Raw genomic sequence first — 24701 nt, 5'->3', positions numbered from 1 at the left:
TCCTCCTTCTTATAACAGTGCGGGAGTTTGAGCATAGGAAGGCTGGTCATCCTTCCGTCGTCTGCTCCCAAGCTATATGTATATCGGAAAAAGAAAGCTTTTATTAAATGGTGCTGTGTATAAACTTTCCCCAATTTACAGTGGACTGATTCATGTTATTACATCTAAATAAGGACTGGTTTGCACAGGTGAAAATTGGATAAGCAGCTTGCTGTAATTGTCTATGGATAAATATGCAGGTTTGTTGTATAATTATAAACGACGAATGACATGTGATGTGACATGGATGTTTTTCGGCCCAAATGCTGATTCTAATCATAGATAAAGCAGAGGATATGCACCTGAGATGGTGAGGTGTTGACAGAGAGTTGTCTTTCTGTCATAATTCATGAAGACAAACGGGCATAATGAGATAGAACTCTGTGAGGTTCCTCATATGCACGACATGAATAGCACCTTTAAATCAGTCCCGTGAGACTGGCAAGGTAACGTGAATGATACATCGTTTATTTGCTGCGGCAGATAAGAGATGCATCCTGAGAGTAAACGTTCTTCAGCGACGTCTGAAGTTTGGAGACTCCTTGCCAATAAACACGGCAAGGAGTCTTTTTTGTTCTCCTCGTCACGGGGCCATGGTTTCGAAGGAACATCCTGAGGAGGCTGAACGCATGAGCACAGAAACACATGTCATTATGGATGAAACGGCGATCCGCCGAGCACTGACAAGGATTGCCCACGAAATACTGGAGAAGAACAAAGGTATCGACGATTGCGTACTGGTTGGAATCCGCACACGCGGAGTGTACCTGGCCGAACGAATCGCCGCCAAGATTGAAGAGATTGAAGGCGCCAAAGTTCCATGGGGCGAACTGGATGTAACCCCTTATCGCGATGACCGTCTGGATAACAATCAGGCGAGCCGCAAGGAGCTGTTGATTATGACGCCTGAATCCCTTTCCATCCACAACAAGAAAGTGATCTTGTTCGATGATGTGCTGTACACCGGACGTACGATTCGGGCCGCGATGGATGCGCTGATGGACTGCGGGAGACCCCAGAACATACAGCTGGCTGTACTCGCAGACCGCGGACACCGGGAGCTTCCGATCAGGCCTGATTTTATCGGCAAAAACGTGCCGACGTCCAAATCAGAAGAGATCGAGGTTGCACTGATGGAAACGGATGGACAGGACGAAGTCAAAATCATTCAGAACCGGGGGGAGCAGGCATGATGATTACACAGACAGCGTTGAAAGACCGAAGCTTGCTTGGACTTAAGGACATTAGCCGTGAAGAGATTGAATCCATTCTGAATCGTGCAGCCCACTGGGAAGCCCAGCAAGAAAAGCTGGTTCCGATTCTGGAATCTCGCTTTGTAGCTAACATGTTCTTTGAGAACAGCACGCGTACCCGCTTCTCCTTCGAGATGGCCGAGAAACGTCTGGGAGCTCAAGTGCTGAACTTTACGGCAGCCGCATCCAGTGTGGAAAAGGGAGAATCGATCTACGATACGGTTCGCACACTGGAATCAATGGGCATTGATGCCGGGGTTATCCGGCTGAAACCGGCTGGTGTGCTGCAGCAGCTGGCCCAGAAAGTGAACGTGCCACTTGTGAATGCGGGAGACGGGAACAATGAGCATCCGACGCAGGCGCTGCTTGATCTCTATACGATGCGGAAGACCTTTGGTGAACTGAAAGGCTTGCGAGTGTCAATCATCGGAGATATTTTGCACAGCCGGGTCGCGCGCTCCAATCTGTGGGCATTGCAAAAGTTTGGTGCAGATGTGCGCTTCTGCGCACCACCAACAATGCAAGCACCCGAGCTTGCACAGCACGCACCTTATGTGGCTCTTGAGGAAGCGCTGGATGCTGATGTAGTCATGATGCTCCGGGTTCAACTGGAACGTCACCAGCATGGACTGATCACTTCAGCTGAGGATTATCGTGAACACTACGGATTGACGGAAGAACGGGCATCCCGCCTGAAGCCAAGCACAATTATTATGCACCCTGCTCCGGTAAACCGTAACGTCGAGGTGGATGATGCGGTTGTGGAGAGTGAAGCTTCACGAATTTTCCCGCAGATGGCTAACGGAGTTCCGATCCGCATGGCGGTTATGGAACGTGCGATGAAGCTGTAACAGGGTCTGCACGATAATCATAGGCTGGCGAGACGATGTTTTCTGCAGAACAAATAAACAGAGTAGACGATAAACCATTCATTCAGCGGATTCATCTGCTGGACAGAACTGAAGCGGAGGTCAATTATGGTACAGGTGATTAAGAACGCAAACGTCTTGAATCAAGAAGGGGAACTTGAACGGAAAACCATTCTTATAGAAGAAGGTAAAATTAAAACGATCGCTGACCCGGAAAGTGAAATCGTACGGAATGCCGAGAAGTCAGCGCAAAATGTAACAGATGCTTCAGGAAAACTGGTCATTCCTGGATTGATCGATATGCATGTGCATCTGCGAGAACCTGGATTCGAACATAAAGAAACGATTGAAACAGGCGCACGCTCTGCTGCACAGGGTGGTTTTACAACGATTGCCTGCATGCCAAACACAAGACCTGTCACCGACACACCAGAGATTGTAGAGCTGGTGCTGAACAAAGCGAAGGAAGCGGATCTGGTTAAAGTGCTGCCTTATGCGGCAATAACCAAAAACGAACTTGGACGCGAGCTGACCGACTTTGCTGCCTTGAAAGCCGCAGGCGCGATTGGTTTCACGGACGACGGAGTAGGTGTACAGAACGCACAGATGATGAAGGATGCCATGAGTCTGGCAGCCAGCATGGATATGCCGGTCATTGCTCACTGTGAGGATGATTCACTGGTTGTGGGCGGATATGTGACCGAAGGTGAATTCTCCAAGCGTCACGGGATCAAGGGTATTCCGAATGAATCCGAAGCGATCCATGTAGGCCGCGACATTCTGCTGGCTGAAGCAACAGGTGTTCACTACCATGTGTGCCACGTCAGCACAGAGCAATCGGTTCGTTTGATCCGTCTGGCGAAATCTATCGGTATCAAGGTGACTGCAGAGGTTTGTCCGCATCACCTGGTGCTGTCGGATGAAGATATTCCAGGTATGGATGCGAATTGGAAAATGAACCCACCACTGCGCTCCCCGCGTGATGTGCAGGCTTGTATCGAAGGTTTGCTGGACGGAACACTGGATATGATCGTGACCGACCATGCACCGCACAGTGAAGAAGAGAAGGCAAAAGGCATGGAGCTCGCACCATTCGGTATCGTTGGATTCGAAACAGCCTTCCCGCTGCTGTACACCAAGTTTGTTGAAACGGGATTGTGGACACTGGATTTCCTGGTGAAACGCATGACGACTGATCCGGCTCGTGTATTCAGACTGGATACGGGTAAACTGGAAGCGGGAGCACCTGCCGATCTGACCATGATTGATCTGGGTGAAGAGAAAGCGGTTGACCCGGCAACGTTTGCGACCAAGGGAAGAAACACACCATTCACAGGCTGGAAGCTGAAAGGCTGGCCGGTACAAACATGGGTGGATGGCAAAAGCGTATGGAATAACACGTTACAGCAATAAAACAGCACTATGCTGACGTAATACATCGTTAAAAAGATACAATTGCACTTATAACATATATTTTTAAACGAACTAAATGCTTGATCAGTAATAACTTTTTATGAACAAACTCAAGGCAAGTCAAGCCTTGAGTCAAAATATACGCAACAAAGAAAAGTTGAATCCTGCTTTTGAACATAGACTCGAACGTAACTGCGGAGTGGGCAGAAAAGACCCGAAGAAGCGAAGCGCTCGCCTTTATCACCGGATTACCCCATTTGAAAAATGGAAAGAGAGTAATCCGGGGATAACAGCGATCGCAGGGTTTTCTGACCACGAAGCTTCAACCTACGTAACATCGCTTATGTTCAACTCCAAGTATTCAACTTTGATAAACACAGAGGGAGTGAGATGGGATGCAGGGACAGGCAAGATTATTGTTGGAAGACGGCACACTGTTCACCGGTAAAGCATTTGGTGCGGAAGGTGAAACGACAGGTGAGGTCGTTTTTAATACGGGAATTACAGGCTATCAAGAGGTGCTTTCAGACCCTTCATACTGCGGACAGATCGTGACGATGACATACCCGCTGATTGGTAACTACGGTATTACTCGGGATGACTTTGAGTCCATTCGTCCATATGTGCATGGCTTTGTCGTAAGACGCCATGAGCCAACACCAAGCAACTGGCGTGCGGAATACAGCGTGGATAATCTGCTGAAAGAATACGGAATCGTAGGCATCAGCGAGATTGATACACGTATGTTGACTCGCCGGATTCGTCATCAGGGTACAATGAAGGGAATTCTCACAACAGGATCGAAACCTGTCGCAGAACTGCTGGAGATGATGGGCGACACTACGATTGCCGAGCTGCGCAACCAGGTTCCAATGACTTCTACGGAGCATGTGTACAACAGCCCGGGTACAGCAGAGCGTATTGTACTGGTGGACTACGGTGCCAAAACAGGTATTTTGCGTGAGCTGAGCAAACGGAACTGTGACGTCGTTGTGGTGCCGCATAACGTAACGGCTGACGAGATTCGCCGCCTTAATCCGGATGGCATTCAGCTCTCCAACGGTCCTGGGGACCCGAAAGACGTACCTCATGCCGTGAACATGATCAGTGAATTGCTGGGCGAATACCCAATCTTCGGCATCTGCCTTGGTCACCAGCTGTTCGCTTTGGCAGCAGGTGCGGACACGGAAAAACTCAAGTTCGGACATCGCGGTGGCAACCACCCGGTTAAAGAGCTGGAGAGCGGACGCTGCTTCATCACATCCCAGAACCACGGCTACACTGTAAACGAAGAGTCTGTGAAGAGCACAGATCTTGAAGTTACACACATCAACAATAATGACAAGACCATTGAAGGTCTGAAACATAAAAAATATCCTGCCTTCTCCGTACAATATCACCCGGAAGCAGCGCCAGGACCGTATGATAACAGCTACCTGTTTGACCGTTTCATCGAGATGATTCGTCAGCACAAGATCACTAACCCGCAAAAGCCGCGTCAAGCCGTATTGGCAGCCGCAGTGAAAGGAGCGCAATAACATGCCGATTAACAAAGATCTCAAAAAAATCCTGGTGATTGGTTCCGGTCCAATTGTCATCGGTCAGGCGGCCGAGTTTGACTATGCCGGTACACAAGCTTGCCAGGCCCTGAAAGAAGAAGGCGTGGAAGTTGTACTCATCAACAGCAACCCTGCAACAATCATGACAGATACAAATATGGCAGACAAAGTCTACATCGAGCCAATTACACTCGATTTTGTAACTCAGATTATTCGTCAGGAGCGTCCGGACGGCTTGCTGCCAACGCTCGGTGGTCAAACGGGGCTGAACATGGCGGTAGAGCTGGCACGTGCAGGCGTACTTGAACGTGAAAATGTGAAATTGCTCGGAACACAGCTCACTTCCATCGAAAAAGCGGAAGACCGCGATCTGTTCCGTGATCTGATGCGTGAACTGGAACAGCCGGTACCTGAAAGTGTTATCGTGACAACCCTTGAAGAGTCCCTGCAATTTGCAGGTGAGATCGGTTATCCAATCATCGTTCGTCCTGCCTACACCCTTGGTGGAACAGGCGGTGGTATCTGTGCGAACGAAGAGGAGCTTCGTGAAACCGTAGCAGCCGGACTTCGTTACAGCCCGATCGGTCAATGTCTGGTCGAGAAGAGCATCGCTGGCATGAAAGAAGTCGAGTACGAGGTTATGCGTGACAAGAACGATAACTGTATCGTGGTCTGCAATATGGAAAACTTTGACCCGGTAGGTGTTCACACAGGGGACAGTATCGTTGTGGCGCCAAGCCAAACGCTGTCTGACCGTGAGTACCAAATGCTTCGTTCCGCTTCCCTGAAAATCATTCGTGCCCTGAACATCGAGGGAGGATGTAACGTACAGTTTGCGCTTGATCCGCACAGCTTCCAATACTATGTAATCGAGGTTAATCCACGGGTAAGCCGTTCCTCCGCTTTGGCTTCCAAAGCAACAGGATACCCGATTGCGAAAATGGCTGCCAAAATTGCCATGGGATATACGCTGGATGAGATCGTTAACCCGGTTACAGGTCAGACGTACGCTTGCTTTGAGCCAACGCTGGACTATATCGTGAGCAAAATCCCGCGCTGGCCGTTCGACAAGTTTACAACGGCGAACCGCAAGCTGGGTACACAGATGAAAGCGACAGGCGAAGTCATGGCGATTGGACGTACCTTTGAAGAATCCATTCATAAAGCGGTTCGTTCCCTGGAGATCGGTGTACACCGTCTCTACCTGAAAGGTGCAGAAACACTGGATGAAGAAACACTGAATGAAAGACTTATCAAAGCGGACGATGAGCGCATGTTCCTGGTGGCAGAAGCGTTCCGCAGAGGATATACATTGCAGCAGCTTCAGGACCTGACGAAGATCGACTGGTGGTTCCTGGATAAAATTGAAGGGCTCATTAAGTTCGAAGATCGCGTTCGCGCAGAATCCGAATTGACTTCCGAAACGCTCTATCAAGCGAAACGCCTTGGCTTTACGGACCGTGCTATCGCTGAGTTGCGCGCTGAAGGGCAGCCTGGCGGTACGCTGACAACAGAGGCAGAAGTCAGAGCACGTCGTAACGAAGAGAACCTGCGCCCGGTATACAAAATGGTAGATACATGCGCGGCCGAGTTCGAAGCAACAACGCCTTATTACTACTCGACATACGAGACAGAAAACGAAGTTCTGCCTTCCGACAAGAAAAAGGTTGTTGTTCTTGGCTCCGGTCCAATCCGCATCGGTCAAGGGATCGAATTTGACTACTCCACCGTACATGCGGTATGGGCTTTGCAGAAAGCCGGATATGAGGCAGTTATTATCAATAACAACCCGGAGACGGTATCGACAGACTTCAACACATCGGATCGTCTGTACTTCGAACCACTGTTCTTCGAGGATGTCATGAACGTTATCGAGCAAGAGCAGCCAGTTGGGGTTATCGTGCAGTTTGGTGGCCAAACGGCGATCAACCTGGCGGCACCGCTGCGCAACGCAGGCGTGACGATTCTCGGAACAGACCTGGAAAGCATTGATGAAGCAGAGGACCGCAAAAAGTTCGAGCGTCTGCTCTCTCGCCTTGAGATTGCACAGCCAAAAGGCAAAACAGTAACTTCCGTAGACGATGCGGTGGAAACAGCTCAAGCGCTCGGATATCCTGTACTTGTTCGTCCTTCGTATGTCCTGGGTGGTCGCGCAATGGAGATTGTATACTCCGATGCAGAACTCTTGACTTACATGGAACAGGCGGTAAAAATCAATCCGGAGCATCCGGTTCTGATCGACCGTTACATGCTGGGTAAAGAGGTTGAGGTAGACGCCATCTGTGACGGCGAAACGGTACTGGTGCCGGGTATTATGGAGCATATCGAACGCGCAGGGGTACACTCTGGCGACTCTATCGCGGTATATCCTCCGCAGCACCTGTCTGCTGATCTGAAAGAGAAAATTGTAGAGATCACCATCAAAATTGCGAAGGAATTGAAAACGGTCGGACTGGTGAACATCCAGTTTGTTATCCATGAGGGTCAGGTTTATGTGATCGAGGTGAACCCGCGTTCTTCCCGGACCGTGCCTTTCCTGAGCAAAGTAACCAACATTCCGATGGCAAACCTGGCAACACAAGCGATCCTCGGTGTAAAACTGAAGGACCTTGGGTATGTCGATGGACTGTGGCCTGAAACAGATCATGTATCGGTTAAAGTACCAGTGTTCTCCTTTGCGAAGCTGCGCCGCGTTGAGCCTACGCTCGGACCTGAGATGAAGTCTACTGGTGAAGTTATGGGGCGTGATCCGAACTATGCCAAAGCTTTGTTCAAAGGTTTGATCGGAGCGGGCATGAAAATTCCGGCTACTGGAGCAATTGTGGTAACGGTAGCAGACAAAGATAAGGACGAAGCAGTACCTTTGCTCGAAGGTTTCTACAGACTGGGCTACAAAATCATGGCAACTGGCGGAACGGCAGCTGCGCTTCAAGCAGCGAACATTCCGGTAACGGTTGTGAACAAATTAAGCGAAGGCTCTCCTAACATTCTCGATATGATCCGCAGCGGTGAAGCGAACTTTGTGTTCAACACCCTGACTAAGGGTAAAACACCGCAGCGTGACGGATTCCGGATTCGTCGTGAAGCGGTAGAGAACGGTGTGGTATGTATGACTTCCCTGGATACGATTCGCGCGCTGCTGATTATGCTGCAAACGATCAACTTCTCCTCGGAGGCTATGCCAGCCTTTGTATAACAAATAGTCACTTGATGAAGGACATCAGTCAGCCTGCGGGCTGGCGGGATGTCCTTTATATCGGGCAAAAACGGAAAAATAAGCACGCGGAAGGGGCGCTGGGTTATGAATCACCCGAATTTCAATGAGATGGCCGGACGTCTGATGGTTGCACTGGATTATCCGGGAGTGGAAGAGGCTCAGAAGCTGGTACAGGCCCTTGAGGGCATCCCTTGTTATCTCAAGGTTGGTATGCAGCTGTTCTATGCAGCGGGGCCAGATTTCATTCGGCAGTTGAAAGCGAAAGGATACTCCGTGTTTCTCGATGTGAAAATGCATGATATTCCCAACACGGTGCGCGGCGGAGCCGAGAGCATTACCCGTCTTGGGGTGGACATGTTTAATGTGCATGCAGCGGGCGGAGCCAGCATGATGCGTGCGGCGTGTGAAGGCGCAGAAGCAGCGCTTGCCGTTGACCCTTCTCTGAAGAAACCCGAGATTATCGCGGTAACACAGCTGACCAGCACCAGTCTAGAGACAATGAATAACGAGATCGGCATTCCCGGGAGTGTGGAGCAAGCCGTGGTTCGTTATGCAGGACTTGCTCAGGAAGCGGGGCTGGATGGCGTAGTGGCCTCACCGCTGGAGGTGCCAGCTATTCGTGCTGCGTGCGGCAGTGATTTTCATACAGTGACTCCAGGCATTCGTCCTGCGGGCAGTGGCCTTGGTGACCAGACACGTGTCCTGACACCAGGTGAGGCCATCCGCAGAGGCAGTCATTACATTGTTGTTGGCAGACCGATTACGGGTGCACCCGACCCGCGTGAAGCAGCAGAAACTATTTTGAAGGAGATGTTGAACGCATGATCAAACTAAGTCAAATTCCAAACCATATCGCTTCCCAGCTGTTAAAAATCAAAGCCGTGGCGCTGCGTCCGCAGCAGCCATTCACATGGACGTCCGGCATCAAATCACCGATCTATTGTGATAATCGCCTGACGATGTCTTATCCGGAGATCCGTAACGACATTGCCGAAGCATTTGCGGCTATCATTCGTGACCAGTACCCGGATGCAGAAGTGATCGCAGGTACTGCAACCGCTGGTATTCCGCACGCAGCATGGGTCGCTCAGAAGCTGAACCTGCCTATGGCCTATATTCGTGATAAAGCAAAAGGTCATGGCAAGGAAAACCTGATTGAAGGCTTGATCAGCGAAGGGCAGAAAGTAGTTGTGATCGAGGATTTGATTTCAACTGGAGGAAGTTCGATTAAAGCGGCAGAAGCTGTACGTGCGGCAGGAGCTGAACCACTGGCTGTGCTGGCCATTTTCAGCTATCAGCTGGATAAAGGTGTGAAAGCATTCGAGGAAGCGGGCATTCCGCTGCAAACCCTGTCGAACTATACAGCGCTGATGGAGGTTGCACTCGCGGAGGGAACGATTCAGGAAAGTGACTTTGCTTTGCTTCGATCATGGCGTGAAGATCCTTCTTCATTTGGTAAATAATATCATTGGGCGAACGACAAGTTACCGTCTGGCAAACGGTATCAAAATTGTAATGATTGCCGTTACGACGGTAAAACGATTGAATATTCAGGTGGCATCCCGCATGTTGGGATGCTTTTTTGTTATGTTCATCAAAATATTAACTTTTTCACGCTGACGTTGTAAAAAGCTTGTAACTTTTAGTAGAGAGCAGTCGTTTATAATTCAGTGTAGTATGGAACAGATTTCTAGTTTTAGGGCGCATGAAGGAAATGCGCAGGATAACAAGAGAGGATGAGCGTGATTGCTGGCATGAAAAAGTTATTCTCAAAAAAAAGACCTGCCAAGAGCCAATCGGGCGATGAACATCAACTGGAGCAGCCTAAGCCGGAGGAGGGAGCAGCAGCGGAAGCATCTTCATACATAGTACAACCCGAGCCTTCTGTCGTTGCCGGGGTCTCTTCAGATGTGCAAGCTGCGGTGGAGGAGACAGCTGTTGCTGTCGAGGAACAACCTCAGAAGGCTGCAAAAAAGCCAAAGAAGGAGCTGCTTCCTCCGTATGATGGTCCTGTTCTGGAGGTTCGCAACGTTCATCGCAGCTTTCAGACAGGCAGTCGCATTATTCATGTGCTCAAAGGCATTGATATGGAAGTGAAGCCGCAGCAGCTTGTTATGCTCAAAGGACGATCGGGTTCGGGTAAAACGACGCTGCTCAATATGCTTGGCGGGCTTGACCAGCCTTCCAGCGGGGAGATTTTATTTGCCGGACAGCCCTTGCAGGATTGGGGAGACCAGCGGCGAACGGCTTTGCGGCGCAAGGAAATCGGGTTTATTTTTCAGGCGTATGCGCTTATGCCCTTGTTATCGGCTTGGGAAAATGTAGAGCTGTCGCTTCGCATGGCGGATGTGCCGCGCTCGGAATGGAAGGAAAGAGTAGGTCACTGCCTCGATCTGGTCGGCTTGACCAAACGGGTGAAGCACCGTCCTTTTGAAATGTCCGGGGGGGAACAGCAGCGGGTAGCTATCGCGAAAGCGATTGCACACCGGCCAAGGCTGCTGCTTGCGGATGAACCAACGGCTGAACTGGATTCCAAGATGGGCGCACAGGTAATGACCGTGTTCCGCAATATTATTGAAGTAGAGCAAGTAACGATATGTATGACTACACACGATCCTACAATTTTGGAGGTTGCGGACCATGTTTATGAAATGGCGGACGGCAGATTTCTCAAGTAAAGGTGCCGCTCCGAAGAGGGGGAAACGCGCAGCACTTATTGTACTTGGTGCAATACTCGCTGCAACGATGTCAGGCTGTTCATTGCTGCCATCCGAATCGGAGGAAGAGGTGCTTCCACCGATCACACCGCCAACGATCTCCAAGAAACCGGAATATGAGGTTCGCACGGAGACGCTGGAGAAAAAGGTCAGCGGAAGCGGCAAGATGATGAGTCAGCGCGAAGAGAAGGTATATTTTACACTGGATGGCATGCATGTCAAAGAGCTGAATGTTAAACCGGGGGACAAAGTGAAGAAGGGGCAGGTGCTCGCAGTACTTGATGTCGCCAGTGTGGAGAAGGAAATTCGCGGCAAGCGGCTTCAGATTCGCAAGTCCGAAGTACAGATGAAGGAAACGCTGCGCAAAAAAGACGAGATGGACCCGGTGGAGTTCGAGGAAGCAACCATCGCTTTTGAAGAGCTTCGTCAGGAGCTTGTCGATCTGGAGGAACAGCTTGGTCAGTCCACATTAACGGCCCCATTTGGCGGAACCATTATTGCGGTTCAAGTTGAGAAGGGGGCTGCGGTCAAAGCCTATGATCCCATCGCAACGATTGCGGATACGTCCAATCTTGTTGTGGCGGCTACGTTTGCGAAGGAGGATCTGGAGAAATTTACGGCAGGTATGAAGGCTGAAGTAGATATTAATGGTGCTGGCAAGGTGGCTGGCAAAATCAAAGTGATGCCTACCGCTGAAGCTTCAAACAACAACAATAACGGCAGCGGATCAGGCCAGGGAGGATCACCTCCTCCGAAGGAATCACTTGATCAGTATGTCATTGTTACCCTGGCGAAAATGCCGAAAGGTGTGGAACGCGGCACGCCTTTAACGGTTTCGATCGTAACACAGCGTACCGAGAACGCAATTGTCATTCCTGTATCCGCTCTGCGCTCCATCGGCTCCAGAACCTATGTACAGGTCATTGAGAGTGATGGAAGCAAGCGCGAGGTGGACGTTGAGGTTGGACAGCAGACATCGACCGATGTCGAGATTCTGAAAGGTCTGACAGTAGGTCAGAAGGTTGTGGGACGCTAATGGGGCTGCCATTGCTACGGCTGCTGTTCCGCAAAATGTGGAACACACGCTGGATGACCTTCAGTACACTAATCGGCTTGATTGTGGCGGTAGCGTTCACCGTCAGTATTCCGATGTATGCCGATGGTGCACTGAAACGGGTTGTCGCGCAGACGCTACAGGATAACAGTGAGGGTTTGCCAGCAGGATCGCTGCTAATGAGTTATCAGGCACCCGGGGGTGCAAAGACAGATTTAAGAGGCCTTGATGAGGTCGATCGCTACATTCGCGAGGATGTTGCCCGTGACATAGGCTTTCCATTCCGTACGTATGTGAATACAAGATCCATTCGCAGTACCGAGGTCAGTCCTGAAGATCCAACCAAAGTGGATGCAAGCCGGGTACGGAGCATGACGCTGGCAACGATGAGCGGGCTGGATGCACAGGTGAATTACTCTGCCGGTGTAAAACCCGGAAATCAGGTCAAGGACGATGTGATCGAGGCCGTGATGCTGGAAGAAGGAATGTACCGGAATGATCTGCATGTGGGCGATATTCTGGAGTATCCGATATACAGTGGTCTTGACATCACACTTCGTATCAAAATTACAGGTTCATTCAAAGCGGACGATGTAAACAGTCCTTACTGGGTACAAGGGTTCGATGGCATGATGAACGGGCTTTATGTGAATGATACGGTTTTTAATGACGTATTACTCAAGGAGAAGGGCATTCCGCTTCAAAACTCGCGTTGGTATTATGCCTTTGACCTGAAAGACATTCAAACCAGCCAGCTGTCTGGTCTCAGCGCTATGCTGGAAAGGCTGGATATTGATCTGTATCAGCGGTTGAAGGATACCAAAGTAGATATTACGTTCGGTGATCTGCTGAAGCAGTTCCGCAGTCAGAGTCTGCAGCTGCAGACGATGCTGTTTACCTTGGCTGCGCCGATGATTGCAATGGTCTTTTATTTTATCGCGATGAATGCAAGACAATCGCTGCAAAAGCAGGAGAGTGACATTGCGGTGCTTCGCAGCCGCGGAGCCTCGGCTCGTCAAATCTTCTCGCTGTATCTGTTGGAAGGCATCTTTCTGGGGGCTATAGCGCTGGTGGTTGGACCGTTTCTCGGGTGGTTCATGGCAAAAAGCATTGGCTCTGCAAGCGGCTTCTTGTCTTTTGTTGATCGGAAATCCATTCCGATCGGTGTATCCAAGGAGGCGGTGCTGCTCGGGATAGCAGCTGTACTCGTTGCCATTATTGCATCTCTGATTCCAGCAATCACTTATGCACGGGCGACGATTGTATCCGCGAAACGGCGTCAGGCTCGTACAGACCGTGCGCCGCTGTGGCAGCGCTGGTTCCTCGATGTCGGGCTGCTGGGATTGGCAGGATACGGCTATTATCTGTTCTATGAACGTCAGATGCTGACGTTCCAGACAGGCATGACCACAGATCAGTTACAGGTGCAGCCGTTTCTGTTCTTCGTACCTGCACTTGCCATCTTTGCACTGGGATTGTTTTTCCTGCGTTTGTTCCCTTGGATTCTGAAGCTGATTCAGTTCATTGGACGCAAGCTGCTTCCAGTCCCCCTGTATCTGACGTTGACGCAGTTGTCCCGTTCCTCTTCATCCTACTACCCGCTGATGATTCTGCTGGTGCTGACACTCGGTCTTGGGGTGTATAACTCGGCTGCGGCCCGCACCATTGATTTGAATTCGACAGAGCGTACACTATACCGTTACGGTTCGGATGTTATTATGCAAACGGTATGGGAAGGAACGCCGGAGATTAAGCCTGGAGGTTCTGGACAGGGCGGAGGATCAGGTGGCGGCCAGCAAGGCGGAGGCGGCAGTGGTGGCGGAGCTAATGGCGGTGCAGGAGGAGGAAATGGTGGTGGCGGTGCTGGTGGCGGTTCGTCACAGCCAACCAAAATTATTTACTCCGAGCCTCCGTTTGAAGTGTTCCGCAAGCTGCAAGGTGTAGATCATGCTGCGCGTGTCCTGCAAACGAAGGGGAACATCATTGTTTCGGGTAAATCTGGCGGTCAGGGGATGTTAGTCGGTATTGATAATGTTGATTTTGCCCAGGTAGCCTGGTTCCGAAACGATCTGTTCCCTGCCCATCCGTACAAGTATCTGGATTTGCTTGGAAAGTATGAAGGGGCTGTGCTCATCTCTTCGAAATTTGCAGACAAATTCAAGCTTAAAACCGGAGATATGGTCTCTATGGGTATTCAAGGTCAAGCGATCGAATTTGTTGTGTTTGGTATCATTCCATACTGGCCTTCACAATACCCGGATCAGATGCCGTTCTTCGTGGCCAATCTGGATTATATATATGATCAGGTGCCTCTAATCCCTTATGAGGTATGGTTGAAAATGAAACCGGACGCCAAGGTGGCTCCGTTAATGGAGAAACTTGCGGCTGAGGGGATTGAGCTGTCATCCGTTCGGGATGTACGAACAGAACTGGTTACTCAGGGAAAACATCCTTCAAGGGGTGGAGTGTTCGGTATTTTGAGTCTGGGCTTCCTGGTATCAGTAATTATCTCGTTAATCGGGTATGTGCTTTACTGGTTCTTTAACCTTTCGGGACGTGTGGTGCAGTTTGGTGTGCTGCGTGCCATGGGGCTGTCGAGGGCACAGCTTAGCGGCATGCTGCTGCTGGAGCAGGTGTTCACGGCGGGACTTTCGATCCTGCTGGGGATCGGTATTGGTCAGGTTTCAAGCAGGCTCTTCCTGCCATTCCTGCAAACGACAGATAATGTGTCCGCCCAGGTACCGCCATTCCGCATCGTCTTTGAACAGCAGGATATGCTTCAGCTCTACGGCGTAACCGTGGTCATGCTGATTATTGGAGCGTCCATGCTGCTTTGGCAGATTCGCAGGCTGAGAGTGCATCAGGCGGTCAAAATGGGAGAGGAGAGGTAAACGTGATCCAATGCGAGGGACTTGTCAAAATTTTTAAATCCAGCGATGTGGAAGTCGTTGCCCTTCAAGGCCTTAACTTGACTGTCAATCAAGGAGAGATGATGGCGATTATCGGCAACAGTGGCAGCGGCAAATCGACCCTGCTTAACATTCTGGGTGGTCTGGATCGTCCAACTGCCGGCACAGCCGTTGTAGGTGACTGGGATCTGCTCAAAATGACGGATGCTCAATTGGTCGAGTATAAACGTCACACGGTCGGGTTCATCTGGCAGAACAATGGGCGCAACCTGCTGCCCTATCTCACAGCGCTGGAGAATGTAGAGACACCGATGATTCTGGGAGGCAAGCGTGATCGTGCGTATGCGATGCAGTTGCTGGAATGGGTTGGTCTGAAAGACCGGATGCATAACAAGCTGCATCAGTTGTCAGGAGGGGAGCAGCAACGGGTAGCCATTGCCATCTCCTTGTCCAATCGACCCAAAATTCTGCTGGCAGACGAACCGACAGGCTCGGTGGATTCCGAGACATGTGATACGATCATGAATATTTTCCGCAAAATGAACAAGGAACTCGGGGTAACGATCGTTATCGTTACCCATGATTTGACACTGGCGGGCAAAGTGGACCGTATTGTTGCAATTCGGGACGGCCTCACAAGCACCGAATTTGTGAAGCGGAATCCCAATCTTGACGATGAACAGGGCCTGTCTGAGGCAGGGGCACCTGACGTTCATGAAGCCTTTGTTATTATTGATCGCGCAGGGCGGCTTCAGGTGCCTAAAGAGTATCTGGAAGCTTTGTCGATTGATAGCCGGGCAACGTTGGAGTTTGATGGTGAACGGATTGTCATTACACCGCCAAGATAATAAATGAGGGGGAAATTGTGAGATGAAGAACAGGTTGTGGGGAAAGCGTGTGCTGGCTATTATGGCAACAGCAACGTTGGCATTGCCTTTAATTGCGGGATGTACAGCCAGTGAGAGTAAAGATAACGAGCAGCGTGTGCTGCGTGTAGCTACACTGTGGGGAGGACAGGATGACAGCTATTTCCGTCAGCAATTCACGGATGCTTTTGAGCTTACACATAGCAATGTTACTGTCGAAATCGTACCGGCTGTCGATCAGGGCAGCATGTACGGCTATGGAAATTCGGAAGAGCAGCAAGAAATCCCGGATACGCTGGAAAGTTTGAAGAAAATTATGACTGGAGATAATCCGGTTGATGTTGTCATTGCCGGCACCTCTACAGTAAAAGCATTAATTCAGGAAAATATGGTTAAACAGCTTGATCCATTGATGCAGGAAGACAAGTTTGACACCAGCGATATTGTGCCAAGTGTACTTGAGGGAATCAAGGATCTGGGTGACCAGAACATCTATGCATTAACACCTACATTCTCTTCCTCGGCGCTGTTTTACAACAAAGGGTTGTTTGAAAAAGCAGGTGTTGAACCGCCTACAGATAATATGACGTGGGATGATATCTTTAATCTGGCCAGACGTCTTACAAAAGGGGAAGGAAAAGATCATGTCTTCGGATTGGCATTTTCCACCTATCAAGGCGGTTCTTCGTATTACTCCATGGCGCAGTATTACAACGCGCTGCAGTTGAAGGTGTTTGACGATAAGGCAGAAAAGATGACGGTGGACTCTCCGCAGTGGGAGAAGGTATGGAGCACGATCAGTAAGCTGGCGATTGATAAAGTGATCCCGAAAGGTGATGAGCAGCAGGATCAACAGTCGGAAGGTCGCTACAATCCTATGCAGGGCGACTTGTTCATGAGTGGTGAGGCGGCGATGGCGATCGGAGATTACAGCTATATTAATCAACTGATTGATGCGAACAAAAATGCAGATAAAATGAAGGATTTCACCAAGGTTGAATGGGACGTCGTAACACCACCGGTTCATCCGGAAGCGCCTGAAATTGGCGGCAACATTTACTTGAGTAATTTGATGGCAATCAACAGCTCGGCTCAGAATCCGGATGATGCCTGGGAACTGATCAAGTATATGAACAGTGAGGATTGGGCGAAGATCAAGGCACGCAGCAGCTACGAGATGGTATCCCGGAAGAGCTTTATCAAATCGAAAGATGGTCTGGACTATAATATTCAGGCATTCTACACATTGAAGCCGGTACCGCCTACCAATACCAACCTCGACAAGCTGTATCAAAAGATGCCTAACCTATGGCAGGTAAGCGATAAAGGAATGGAATACTTTAATCAGGTATTAGAAAACAAAAAAACACCAAAAGAAGCACTTGCCGAATGGGCAGCGAAAGGCAACGAAATGCTTGAAAAGTTGAAGAAGGACCCTAAAGCGACATTCCAATAAGTCATATTTTTTCACGTTCGTATCTAGGGAAAACATAAAATGTAGCGTGAATTCTTAATTTTAAATGGCCGCCGGAGATTTATTAATCTCTGGCGGCTATTTTTACGAAAAAGGGGCATTCTACAATTAACAGCAATATATGATGCCATTGGAAAGGACGAGCAGCATGAGATGGGTATATTTCGGCAAGCTGTACACAACTAAATTTCAGGCAGGCTGTCTGGCCAAAAGACTGGAGCAGGATGGCTGGATTTATGGTCATAACGAGCCTGAAGAAGTCGAAGTATATCGTTCACGCAAAGGCCGTTATGGAGTGCGATTTATTCCCTGAGATTACCCCTTGACTTATAATGTATTAATAGTGTATATTAATTAAGTCGCTGTTTATTATTCTTAACGACGCGGGGTGGAGCAGCCCGGTAGCTCGTCGGGCTCATAACCCGAAGGCCGCAGGTTCAAATCCTGCCCCCGCAATATAGCTTTACTGGATGATTTACAGCCATCATCTGCACTGTTATATATTATTTTGTCTAGGGCCCTTAGCTCAGTTGGTTAGAGCGGTCGGCTCATAACCGATTGGTCACAGGTTCGAGTCCTGTAGGGCCCATATTTCAAAACCCTTGCGATGCAAGGGTTTTTTTCTGTTTTCATAGTGAAGATTCCATAGATTGCAGAGGAATTTGATGTGCACGATACGTTGGACACCAAGTTACACCTATTTGAGTGAACGAGTTGCAATTCTACATCTCTAGTCATCTGACTTTTTTTCACACCGGGTATGTATGTCCATGCCAGAATACAATTCTCACATATACTATCTTATCCCAACACATAGGAGGTAGATTTCATGAGTCAATTTATTGACGCAAGAACATCGCAGAATGCGAGCTTGGCGAACTCTATTGCGATTCCGATCCTTGCAATTAACACACCGCAATTGTTTGGTCAGATTGGTCTGGTTACAGATAATATTGGTGCCAATCCACGGGTTCAAATGAAAGGAACCGTTTCGGTACAATTGCCGCTTGCACTAGTAGGAGTTACAATCACTATAGTCAGAGGTACAGTTTCAACAGATCCGGTTATATACTCTGCCACATCTACATTCAGTTTGAGTGTACTTGCGCCTCAAGTTATCACATTCTCTGCGGATGACTTTAATCCACCAATCACACCTCAATTAACGTACACGGCATTTATTAGTTCTAACTTGCTCGGTACCATTCGTGTAGGCCCTGAAAACTTTGATGGTGCATTGTACTCTGACTAAGATTGAATTGGCTATCAAGAGATTTGAGTCTGCTTATCTACTAAGCAGGCTTTTTTTGTAGTTTAGAAAACGTGAATGCATTTTTTCTTCAGGGGGAATATTAATAGGGAGTATTGAAAATGAAGTATGATATAATGATATTTTTGCATCGAATGACATGGGTGATATTTTGGATACATAAATAGAAAGCAGGTTAATACAAGTGAAGATAGAAAAAGAAAGTCAGCTTTTCCGGTTCAGTGAAGCACCAATCTGGGAGTGGCAGAGAGCGTATTACGAACAAAAGGGTTTACAGGCCTGGGAGGGCAGCCAGGTACCGCAGTATATTACGAGCAACCCGTTCATTGCAACGGCGTATGCGGAGATGATTTTTGCGTTTTTGCAGGATTTGGCTGCCCGAGGTGTACAGCGCGAGACGATCACCATTGTTGAGCTTGGTGCAGGAGCGGGACGTCTAGCCCATCACATATTAGTCAAGCTATGTGCGCTGAAGGAACTTGCGGGGATTGAGCTGCCAGCTTTTCGGTATGTCATGACAGACCTGGCTATGGAAAATGTAATGGGATGGAGAGAGCATCCCTCTATGCAAGCTTATATAGCCCAAGGGCTGCTGGATTTTGCATGTTTTGATGCGATGCAGGACAAGGAATTGAATCTGGTTGTGTCGGGAATGACCATAAGTCAGGGGGATTTGCAGCAGCCGCTGCTGCTCATTGCCAATTATTTTTTTGACAGTATTCCGCAGGAGCTGATCTATATTGGTGAGGGGCAGGTATTTGAGTGTGATCTGCTTGTGGAGCTTCCGCAAGATGTAGATACACAAGAGCCTGCCGAGATGCTGGAACAGATGTCATTACACTATACCTATCGTGTTGCACCCGAGTATAGTTCGAACAGTTATCCATACTCCGAATTGATCGGCCTGTACCGGGCTGAATTGGAGGATTCGCACATTCTGCTTCCGACTGCAGGTCTGAGCTGTCTCGAACGTCTGGGCAAGCTGTCACGGTCAGGTTACATGCTGATAACGGCAGATAAGGGGGATCATCGGCTGGATTACTGGAAATATGCGGAGCCTCCCGAATTTGCCCTGCATGGCAGCTTCTCGCTGTCAGCTAATTACCATGCAATCCAATATGTGCTTGAACAGCAAGGCGCTGAGGCCTATTTTACGGCACATCATTATAAAGACCTGAACATTGGTATGATTTTGATGCTGGAGAACCCGATCAGTTATGTGAACACAAGGCTGGCCTACCATCGCTTTGTTGAGCGATTCGGTCCAGATGATTTTTTCAGTCTCAAGGAGTGGAGCGACTCCAAGGTGCATCAGATGGAGCTGAAGCAGCTGCTGCCCTTCTGGCGTTTGGGTGGGTACGATGCCGAATTTCTGATGCATGCTTTTCCTCGTTTTAAATATCTGCTGCCAGATGCAAGTGATGAGGAAATGTCTGACCTTCAATCGGGGATCAGGCAGATGTGGTCCGCTTATTACAATATGGAGCATCATGCGCAGCTTGCCTTGATAACGGGCCAGTTGTTTATGGAGATGTTTATGTATGAAGATGCAAAGCCTTTTCTGGAGAAATCACTCACAGCTACCTCTGATGAACATCTGACAAAACATTTATATGAACTGGCTGTGTGTTGTTATGAGCTTGAACTGGAGCAGGAAGCGCTCAGCTATGCTCGTCGTGTGGTAGAGTTGGACCCGAGCCATCAGGATGCTGCAGCCCTTTTGCAAAGTCTGGAGTGACGCTCACTCCAGATCCAGCTTGTTCAATTGATTCCATTAAAATGAAACTTCCCTTCAAGTGTTGACGTATAATTAACAGAAGTTTACTTTTTAGAAGAAGGAGGGTACGCGATGAAAAAAGGTCTTTCCATTTTGTTTTTTCCTTTGTTATGGCTTTTAGGGGCATTTAGCATTCTCAGCGTTAATAGCGACGGTATGAAAAATCTTATATTACTTGGAAGAGATGTTGCGCGGGAACCTGGCTATGATGGGCAAGCGATCTATGATCAGATTGAACGTAGAAATGGTTAGTTACATAGTTTAATGAAGACATGAGCCGAGCCGTGTCATACCTGAACGTTTGAGGTGTGATTCGGCTTTTATTATGAAAGTCAGAGCACTTGTCTTGTGGCGGTTTGCTCTTAATGCAGGCATCAGGCAGACATGATGTGGATTTCGGACCGAGATCATGTACACCCCCCAAGGATTGGGCGACTAGACTTGGACATCCGCCCGGTCACTGCCAGAAAAACCGCATATGTTATGGCATACCTTGAAATTCAAAGGAGGCCAATCAAATGAGTCATGTTGGATATGGTTACGGTTGTGGATATGGAGCATGGACTTCGACTAGCGCTATCCTCGTTCTCTTCATTTTGCTTGTAATCATCACGAAATCTTTCTGGCTGTAATTTAGCGTTTGGGTGTGGCAGCATCAGCTCCATCAAAACATTGGTGGGGCTTTGCTCTCGTTCGTAGGGCCATATATGGCATGAGTGACATTTGACAACTGAAAACAATGTGCTTAAAATCACATAAGAGACTATTATAGAGATTGAAGGGATCGCAATGCCGTTTATTCGTTTTAAAGGATTCACAGGTCATGAGCTGGAGGAGGTTGTACCTCAGATTACCGAGCAAATGGCTCTGATCACTCAACTTCCGCAGGAAAGAATGAAAGCAGAGCGTCATGATGTACAAGCCCTGACACCTTCCCCGGCCTCCATCGAGATTTTGATGTTTCAGCGTGACCAGGAAATACATGATCGGATCGCATCATGCATGCAGTCTATCCTTGAGAAGGCGGACATGCCGGATGTGCATATTTTTTTCAATATATTATCGCCGAATTTGTATTATAAGCAGGGCAAGCCATTGACGGATTATCGCTTGGATTAGAGTGTGGAGACAGCAGTAGACGAGCCCGTTAACCGTGCTCGTCTTTTTTATTTGTGGTGTGCGTGCCTGGGGCTGAGTTTTAGTGAAGAATGAGAGGGGGTGCGAATCAGGCGCTGAACGGTACCGATTAGCGCCAGTGCAGCCAAGGACAGGCTTGCCGCGATCCACAGTGCCAGTGGGATACCGGCATACAGGATGGTAATTGAGGTCATAATCAGCCCGATGCCTGTTACAGTGTAATTTGCAAACGAGATCAGATTGTTTGTTTTGTCCAAGTCTTCTCCTTCAATGAGTTGTGGCTGAAGAGCCTCCAGAAGCAAGCTTTCCCAGCGAATTACAACGGAGAGTGAAATGAAGCTTATATATATTAAAGCGGCATATTCTGTCAGGTGAGACGATGCAAAGGCAGCTCCCACAAGTAGCAGTGCTTTGATCAAGGGCATTGCAAGCATTAGTCCTGATGATGCAAAGTGTTTGGTCAGCCAAGGAAAGATTAGCTTGGCTGCTGTATGACCGAGCGAATAAATACATAGAAGCAATACAGCATAGATAACGGAATCTGTTTGTTTATAGGTCAGGCAGGTCAGCGTAGTAATGGAGATAACCTGGATGAGTGAGAGCAACGTGCTCGCAGCCCAGAATGGATAAAATGCAATATTCATAATGTAATGTCCTTTCTGAAACGATAATTCTATATTACGGCGCTTATTCAAATTTCACCACAAATAAAGTTATCATTTTCCCGTCAGTGCAGGGCAAAGACCAGCTATCCTAGAGACAGCTGGTCTTTTTCTTGCAGTTATTTATCGGTTCATGCCATTGTGAGAGTAAATGCGATTATCAGCATAAACAGACTGGACATTCGGACCATAAGCATGTAAGATTTGCTAGGTTCGCTCTCACCATGAACGAGCCAGCCATATCGCAGGTACCAGCCAAACTTGGGGAAGCACAGATTGATCATACATAACACCATAAAGATAAAAAAGAGAGTTTTCATCACCGATCTTCCTTCCTCGTTAACCATTAACGGCCCCGCCTTGAGGTCTGGCGTTAGGAAATGCAGACAATCAGTACATGCACGATGATGACACATCATAAATGGATATCTGTATAATCTGATAAAAGGCGGTAGATTGTCAACAGTTGTGCAAGGTATAATTAAGAACTATTACCCAAGAACTACAATGAATGAATAACTGTGGTACAATAATATAGATTGTATTATATCAACACATACCATCTAAAGGATGTGAGATGGAGGAGCAGACATGAGTCTATATAGTCAAGTCCCAATGCAATGGGAATTTATCATCTCAAAATTAAAATCCTCCGTTACGGTAGTTGATGCTACCACACCTGAGTTTCCGCTCATGTATGTTAATGAACATTTTACCTCGTTAACTGGATATACGTACGCAGAGTCAATCGGCCGGAATTGCCGATTTTTACAAGGAACAGATACCGACCCCGAGACGGTTACACGAATTCGGGAAGCATTAGCGAAGAAACAATCCATTAAGGTGGAGATATTAAACTATACCAAAAGTGGCCAGAAGTTCTGGAACGAGCTGAATATTGATCCTATTTTCAATGAATCCGGAGATTGCCTGTATTTTGTGGGGATTCAATATGATATTACGGAACGCAAATTTGCGGAACAACAGTTGAAGCTTGCCGCTTCTACGGCTGAGAAAACGAGCAGAGGGCAGCTGGAATTCATCGGTAAGCTTAACCATGAGCTTCGTACACCGCTGAACGGTATTATGGGCATGATTGAGCTTGTTGGCATGGGCGATATCACTGAGGAGCAGCAGGAATATTTGGAGCTGGCCCGTCAATCCGGGGAAGCACTCCTGACTATCGTAAATAACAGTCTGGATATGGCGAAGCTGGGGAGAGGCAAAATGGGAATGGAGCATATTGAATTTCAGCCTCTCAAGCTGATTCAGCAAATTGTGAAGACCCATGAGCCAGCGGCTGTTAATAAACAAATCCGTTTGTTCTGCCATGCGGATCTGAGCATGCCTGATGTGCTCTGGGGTGATCCGCTGAGACTTCGGCAGGTACTGGATAATCTGCTGAGCAATGCGGTTAAATTCACGGAAAAAGGTGAAGTACAGCTGCAAGTGGATGTGAAGCAGCATTCACAGGAGGAAACGATGCTCGCATTCTCGGTTCGGGATACAGGCATCGGAATACCTTCGAATCAGATAGATCAGCTGTTTGATGCCTTCACTCAATCCGATATATCCCATGCGAGAAGGTTTGGCGGAAGTGGTCTGGGTTTAACCATTTGCAAAGAGCTATTAGAGCTGATGGACGGCAGCATTACAGTAGATAGCGTGGAAGGAAAAGGAACGGAGTTCCATGTAATGGTCCCATTCCTAAGCAGACAGAGTATTACTAATGCAGGATAGGAAAATTGCATAACATTAGGCAGCCGGAGCAATCCGGCTGTTTTTATATATGCATATTATTGTTCTGCGAACTGACGTTCTGTTATAATGCTAGTGTGCTATATGGGGGAGGAACATCATGAGTAAAAGACGCAGCAGCAGAAAAGGCAGTAGAGGAAACCGTCGATTTATCAAACAAATGCTGACATTAGCAGGTATGGTATTGATTGCATTATACGCCTGGGCAGGAGGAGAGTGGCCGCAGCAATTCCCGTCTCCATTCAATGCTACCGACAAGGGTGTTGATCATACGATTACTTTTCCTGCAGATCGGTATCCCGAGACAGCGAACCATATTCGTAAGGCGATCAAGGCGGGGCATTCGGATGTCTGCACGATTGACCGAAAGGGTGCCGAAGGGAACAGGGAGCTCTCGCTCCGAGGTGTGCCGGTGAAAAAAGGCAAGGATCGGGATGAGTGGCCTATGGCGATGTGTGCCGAAGGGGGAACGGGAGCAGATATCCAGTATATTACACCCAAAGATAATCGCGGTGCAGGCTCTTGGGTAGGAAATCAGTTAAGTACATATCCTGACGGTACGCGTGTCAGATTTGTTGTGAAGTAGTATTGTTGAATAAACAAAAACCATAAGAAAAGAAAAACCAGACGTCTATCGTCTGGTTTTTTGAATATAGGCGTGCTGTTATATAAGTTGAACTAAAGATTTTACACAGTCCACTCCGATAACAGAATAACCTGGAGAGTA

The 24701-nt window shown here is 48.4% G+C and carries 21 protein-coding genes and 2 tRNA genes; 22 read left to right on the top strand and 1 reads right to left on the bottom strand.

Translation table 11 applies throughout. The annotated features are described in order from the left end of the window. The first annotated feature begins 668 nt into the window (after positions 1-668). The 20 genes from pyrR (at position 669) to ACQSGY_RS01775 (ending at position 21536) form a co-directional block, all read left to right on the top strand. A complete protein-coding gene (gene pyrR, locus ACQSGY_RS01870; protein ID WP_184182374.1) occupies positions 669-1232 on the top strand; it encodes a bifunctional pyr operon transcriptional regulator/uracil phosphoribosyltransferase PyrR in 564 nt (187 codons plus the stop codon). Beyond that, entirely contained in the window at positions 1232-2143 is a 912-nt protein-coding gene (locus ACQSGY_RS01865) for an aspartate carbamoyltransferase catalytic subunit (protein ID WP_397366371.1), read from the top strand. Before pyrR ends, ACQSGY_RS01865 begins: the two co-directional genes overlap by 1 nt. A 126-nt stretch (positions 2144-2269) precedes the next feature. Beyond that, positions 2270-3574 carry a dihydroorotase gene (locus ACQSGY_RS01860; protein WP_427050463.1) on the top strand — a complete coding sequence of 435 codons (1305 nt, stop codon included), beginning with the start codon at positions 2270-2272 and terminating at the stop codon, positions 3572-3574. A 395-nt stretch (positions 3575-3969) separates the two neighbouring features. Then, positions 3970-5112: a glutamine-hydrolyzing carbamoyl-phosphate synthase small subunit gene (gene carA, locus ACQSGY_RS01855; RefSeq protein WP_427050462.1), complete on the top strand. Its 1143-nt coding sequence runs from the start codon at positions 3970-3972 to the stop codon at positions 5110-5112. Position 5113: 1 nt separating this feature from the next. Continuing rightward, positions 5114-8329, top strand: a complete 3216-nt coding sequence (gene carB / locus ACQSGY_RS01850; RefSeq protein WP_427050461.1) for a carbamoyl-phosphate synthase large subunit — start codon at positions 5114-5116, stop codon at positions 8327-8329. Positions 8330-8434: 105 nt separating this feature from the next. Further along, complete coding sequence (gene pyrF, locus ACQSGY_RS01845; RefSeq protein ID WP_427050460.1) at positions 8435-9175, top strand: orotidine-5'-phosphate decarboxylase; 741 nt, start codon at positions 8435-8437, stop codon at positions 9173-9175. Next, positions 9172-9813 (top strand): orotate phosphoribosyltransferase, encoded by a 642-nt coding sequence (gene pyrE, locus ACQSGY_RS01840; RefSeq protein ID WP_427050459.1) that lies wholly within the window; start codon positions 9172-9174, stop codon positions 9811-9813. The genes pyrF and pyrE overlap by 4 nt, the downstream gene beginning before the upstream one ends. A 273-nt stretch (positions 9814-10086) precedes the next feature. Next, positions 10087-11028: an ABC transporter ATP-binding protein gene (locus ACQSGY_RS01835; protein WP_427050458.1), complete on the top strand. Its 942-nt coding sequence runs from the start codon at positions 10087-10089 to the stop codon at positions 11026-11028. Next, positions 10991-12103 carry an efflux RND transporter periplasmic adaptor subunit gene (locus ACQSGY_RS01830; RefSeq protein ID WP_427050457.1) on the top strand — a complete coding sequence of 371 codons (1113 nt, stop codon included), beginning with the start codon at positions 10991-10993 and terminating at the stop codon, positions 12101-12103. Before ACQSGY_RS01835 ends, ACQSGY_RS01830 begins: the two co-directional genes overlap by 38 nt. Beyond that, the gene (locus ACQSGY_RS01825; protein WP_427050456.1) at positions 12103-15012 is read left to right on the top strand and encodes an ABC transporter permease; all 2910 of its coding nucleotides are present in this window, start codon (positions 12103-12105) and stop codon (positions 15010-15012) included. The genes ACQSGY_RS01830 and ACQSGY_RS01825 overlap by 1 nt, the downstream gene beginning before the upstream one ends. Before the next feature lie 2 nt (positions 15013-15014). Continuing rightward, positions 15015-15878 (top strand): ABC transporter ATP-binding protein, encoded by an 864-nt coding sequence (locus tag ACQSGY_RS01820; RefSeq protein WP_110898476.1) that lies wholly within the window; start codon positions 15015-15017, stop codon positions 15876-15878. Positions 15879-15900: 22 nt separating this feature from the next. After that, positions 15901-17352: an ABC transporter substrate-binding protein gene (locus ACQSGY_RS01815; protein WP_427050455.1), complete on the top strand. Its 1452-nt coding sequence runs from the start codon at positions 15901-15903 to the stop codon at positions 17350-17352. Between the two features lie 166 nt (positions 17353-17518). Beyond that, positions 17519-17683, top strand: coding sequence for a hypothetical protein (locus ACQSGY_RS01810; protein WP_167434093.1), 165 nt, complete (start codon positions 17519-17521; stop codon positions 17681-17683). A gap of 69 nt (positions 17684-17752) precedes the next feature. After that, positions 17753-17826 (top strand) — tRNA-Met (locus ACQSGY_RS01805). Between the two features lie 59 nt (positions 17827-17885). After that, positions 17886-17959, top strand: a tRNA-Ile gene (locus tag ACQSGY_RS01800). A gap of 240 nt (positions 17960-18199) precedes the next feature. Next, positions 18200-18622: a hypothetical protein gene (locus tag ACQSGY_RS01795; RefSeq protein ID WP_427050454.1), complete on the top strand. Its 423-nt coding sequence runs from the start codon at positions 18200-18202 to the stop codon at positions 18620-18622. Positions 18623-18824: 202 nt separating this feature from the next. Next, the gene (locus tag ACQSGY_RS01790) at positions 18825-20378 is read left to right on the top strand and encodes a tetratricopeptide repeat protein (protein WP_427050453.1); all 1554 of its coding nucleotides are present in this window, start codon (positions 18825-18827) and stop codon (positions 20376-20378) included. A gap of 111 nt (positions 20379-20489) precedes the next feature. Then, positions 20490-20669, top strand: coding sequence for a hypothetical protein (locus ACQSGY_RS01785; RefSeq protein ID WP_427050452.1), 180 nt, complete (start codon positions 20490-20492; stop codon positions 20667-20669). A gap of 266 nt (positions 20670-20935) precedes the next feature. Beyond that, positions 20936-21049 carry a YjcZ family sporulation protein gene (locus ACQSGY_RS01780; protein ID WP_260410912.1) on the top strand — a complete coding sequence of 38 codons (114 nt, stop codon included), beginning with the start codon at positions 20936-20938 and terminating at the stop codon, positions 21047-21049. A 157-nt stretch (positions 21050-21206) separates the two neighbouring features. Next, positions 21207-21536, top strand: coding sequence for a DUF1904 family protein (locus tag ACQSGY_RS01775; RefSeq protein ID WP_111272233.1), 330 nt, complete (start codon positions 21207-21209; stop codon positions 21534-21536). Positions 21537-21583: 47 nt separating this feature from the next. Here the strand turns inward: ACQSGY_RS01775 and ACQSGY_RS01770 are convergent, their stop codons facing one another. Further along, positions 21584-22198 carry a hypothetical protein gene (locus tag ACQSGY_RS01770; RefSeq protein ID WP_427050451.1) on the bottom strand — a complete coding sequence of 205 codons (615 nt, stop codon included), beginning with the start codon at positions 22196-22198 and terminating at the stop codon, positions 21584-21586. Positions 22199-22807: 609 nt separating this feature from the next. Here ACQSGY_RS01770 and ACQSGY_RS01765 point away from each other — a divergent pair. Together ACQSGY_RS01765 and ACQSGY_RS01760 are read left to right on the top strand one after the other, a co-directional pair. Further along, positions 22808-23956, top strand: a complete 1149-nt coding sequence (locus ACQSGY_RS01765) for an ATP-binding protein (protein ID WP_427050450.1) — start codon at positions 22808-22810, stop codon at positions 23954-23956. Positions 23957-24074: 118 nt separating this feature from the next. Continuing rightward, a complete protein-coding gene (locus tag ACQSGY_RS01760) occupies positions 24075-24560 on the top strand; it encodes a NucA/NucB deoxyribonuclease domain-containing protein (RefSeq protein ID WP_427050449.1) in 486 nt (161 codons plus the stop codon). The last annotated feature ends 141 nt before the right edge of the window (positions 24561-24701 follow it).

It is taken from the genome of Paenibacillus sp. TC-CSREp1 (genome assembly GCF_050171015.1).
Classification (GTDB): domain Bacteria; phylum Bacillota; class Bacilli; order Paenibacillales; family Paenibacillaceae; genus Paenibacillus; species Paenibacillus silvae.
The sequence above is the reverse complement of the archived record's forward strand: the minus strand, read 5'-3'. Positions and strand labels throughout refer to the sequence as shown.

What these genes read in the sequence shown, in the direction of transcription:
- pyrR (WP_184182374.1), top strand. Translation starts at nt 669, where the DNA reads ATGAGCACAGAAACACATGTCATTATGGATGAAACGGCGATCCGCCGA.
- ACQSGY_RS01775 (WP_111272233.1), top strand. Translation starts at nt 21,207, where the DNA reads ATGCCGTTTATTCGTTTTAAAGGATTCACAGGTCATGAGCTGGAGGAG.
- carA (WP_427050462.1), top strand. Translation starts at nt 3,970, where the DNA reads ATGCAGGGACAGGCAAGATTATTGTTGGAAGACGGCACACTGTTCACC.
- ACQSGY_RS01810 (WP_167434093.1), top strand. Translation starts at nt 17,519, where the DNA reads ATGAGATGGGTATATTTCGGCAAGCTGTACACAACTAAATTTCAGGCA.
- ACQSGY_RS01785 (WP_427050452.1), top strand. Translation starts at nt 20,490, where the DNA reads ATGAAAAAAGGTCTTTCCATTTTGTTTTTTCCTTTGTTATGGCTTTTA.
- ACQSGY_RS01830 (WP_427050457.1), top strand. Translation starts at nt 10,991, where the DNA reads ATGTTTATGAAATGGCGGACGGCAGATTTCTCAAGTAAAGGTGCCGCT.
- ACQSGY_RS01865 (WP_397366371.1), top strand. Translation starts at nt 1,232, where the DNA reads ATGATTACACAGACAGCGTTGAAAGACCGAAGCTTGCTTGGACTTAAG.
- ACQSGY_RS01835 (WP_427050458.1), top strand. Translation starts at nt 10,087, where the DNA reads ATGAGCGTGATTGCTGGCATGAAAAAGTTATTCTCAAAAAAAAGACCT.
- ACQSGY_RS01825 (WP_427050456.1), top strand. Translation starts at nt 12,103, where the DNA reads ATGGGGCTGCCATTGCTACGGCTGCTGTTCCGCAAAATGTGGAACACA.
- pyrE (WP_427050459.1), top strand. Translation starts at nt 9,172, where the DNA reads ATGATCAAACTAAGTCAAATTCCAAACCATATCGCTTCCCAGCTGTTA.
- ACQSGY_RS01770 (WP_427050451.1), bottom strand. Translation starts at nt 22,198, where the DNA reads ATGAATATTGCATTTTATCCATTCTGGGCTGCGAGCACGTTGCTCTCA.
- ACQSGY_RS01815 (WP_427050455.1), top strand. Translation starts at nt 15,901, where the DNA reads ATGAAGAACAGGTTGTGGGGAAAGCGTGTGCTGGCTATTATGGCAACA.
- ACQSGY_RS01760 (WP_427050449.1), top strand. Translation starts at nt 24,075, where the DNA reads ATGAGTAAAAGACGCAGCAGCAGAAAAGGCAGTAGAGGAAACCGTCGA.
- carB (WP_427050461.1), top strand. Translation starts at nt 5,114, where the DNA reads ATGCCGATTAACAAAGATCTCAAAAAAATCCTGGTGATTGGTTCCGGT.
- pyrF (WP_427050460.1), top strand. Translation starts at nt 8,435, where the DNA reads ATGAATCACCCGAATTTCAATGAGATGGCCGGACGTCTGATGGTTGCA.
- ACQSGY_RS01860 (WP_427050463.1), top strand. Translation starts at nt 2,270, where the DNA reads ATGGTACAGGTGATTAAGAACGCAAACGTCTTGAATCAAGAAGGGGAA.
- ACQSGY_RS01765 (WP_427050450.1), top strand. Translation starts at nt 22,808, where the DNA reads ATGAGTCTATATAGTCAAGTCCCAATGCAATGGGAATTTATCATCTCA.
- ACQSGY_RS01780 (WP_260410912.1), top strand. Translation starts at nt 20,936, where the DNA reads ATGAGTCATGTTGGATATGGTTACGGTTGTGGATATGGAGCATGGACT.
- ACQSGY_RS01795 (WP_427050454.1), top strand. Translation starts at nt 18,200, where the DNA reads ATGAGTCAATTTATTGACGCAAGAACATCGCAGAATGCGAGCTTGGCG.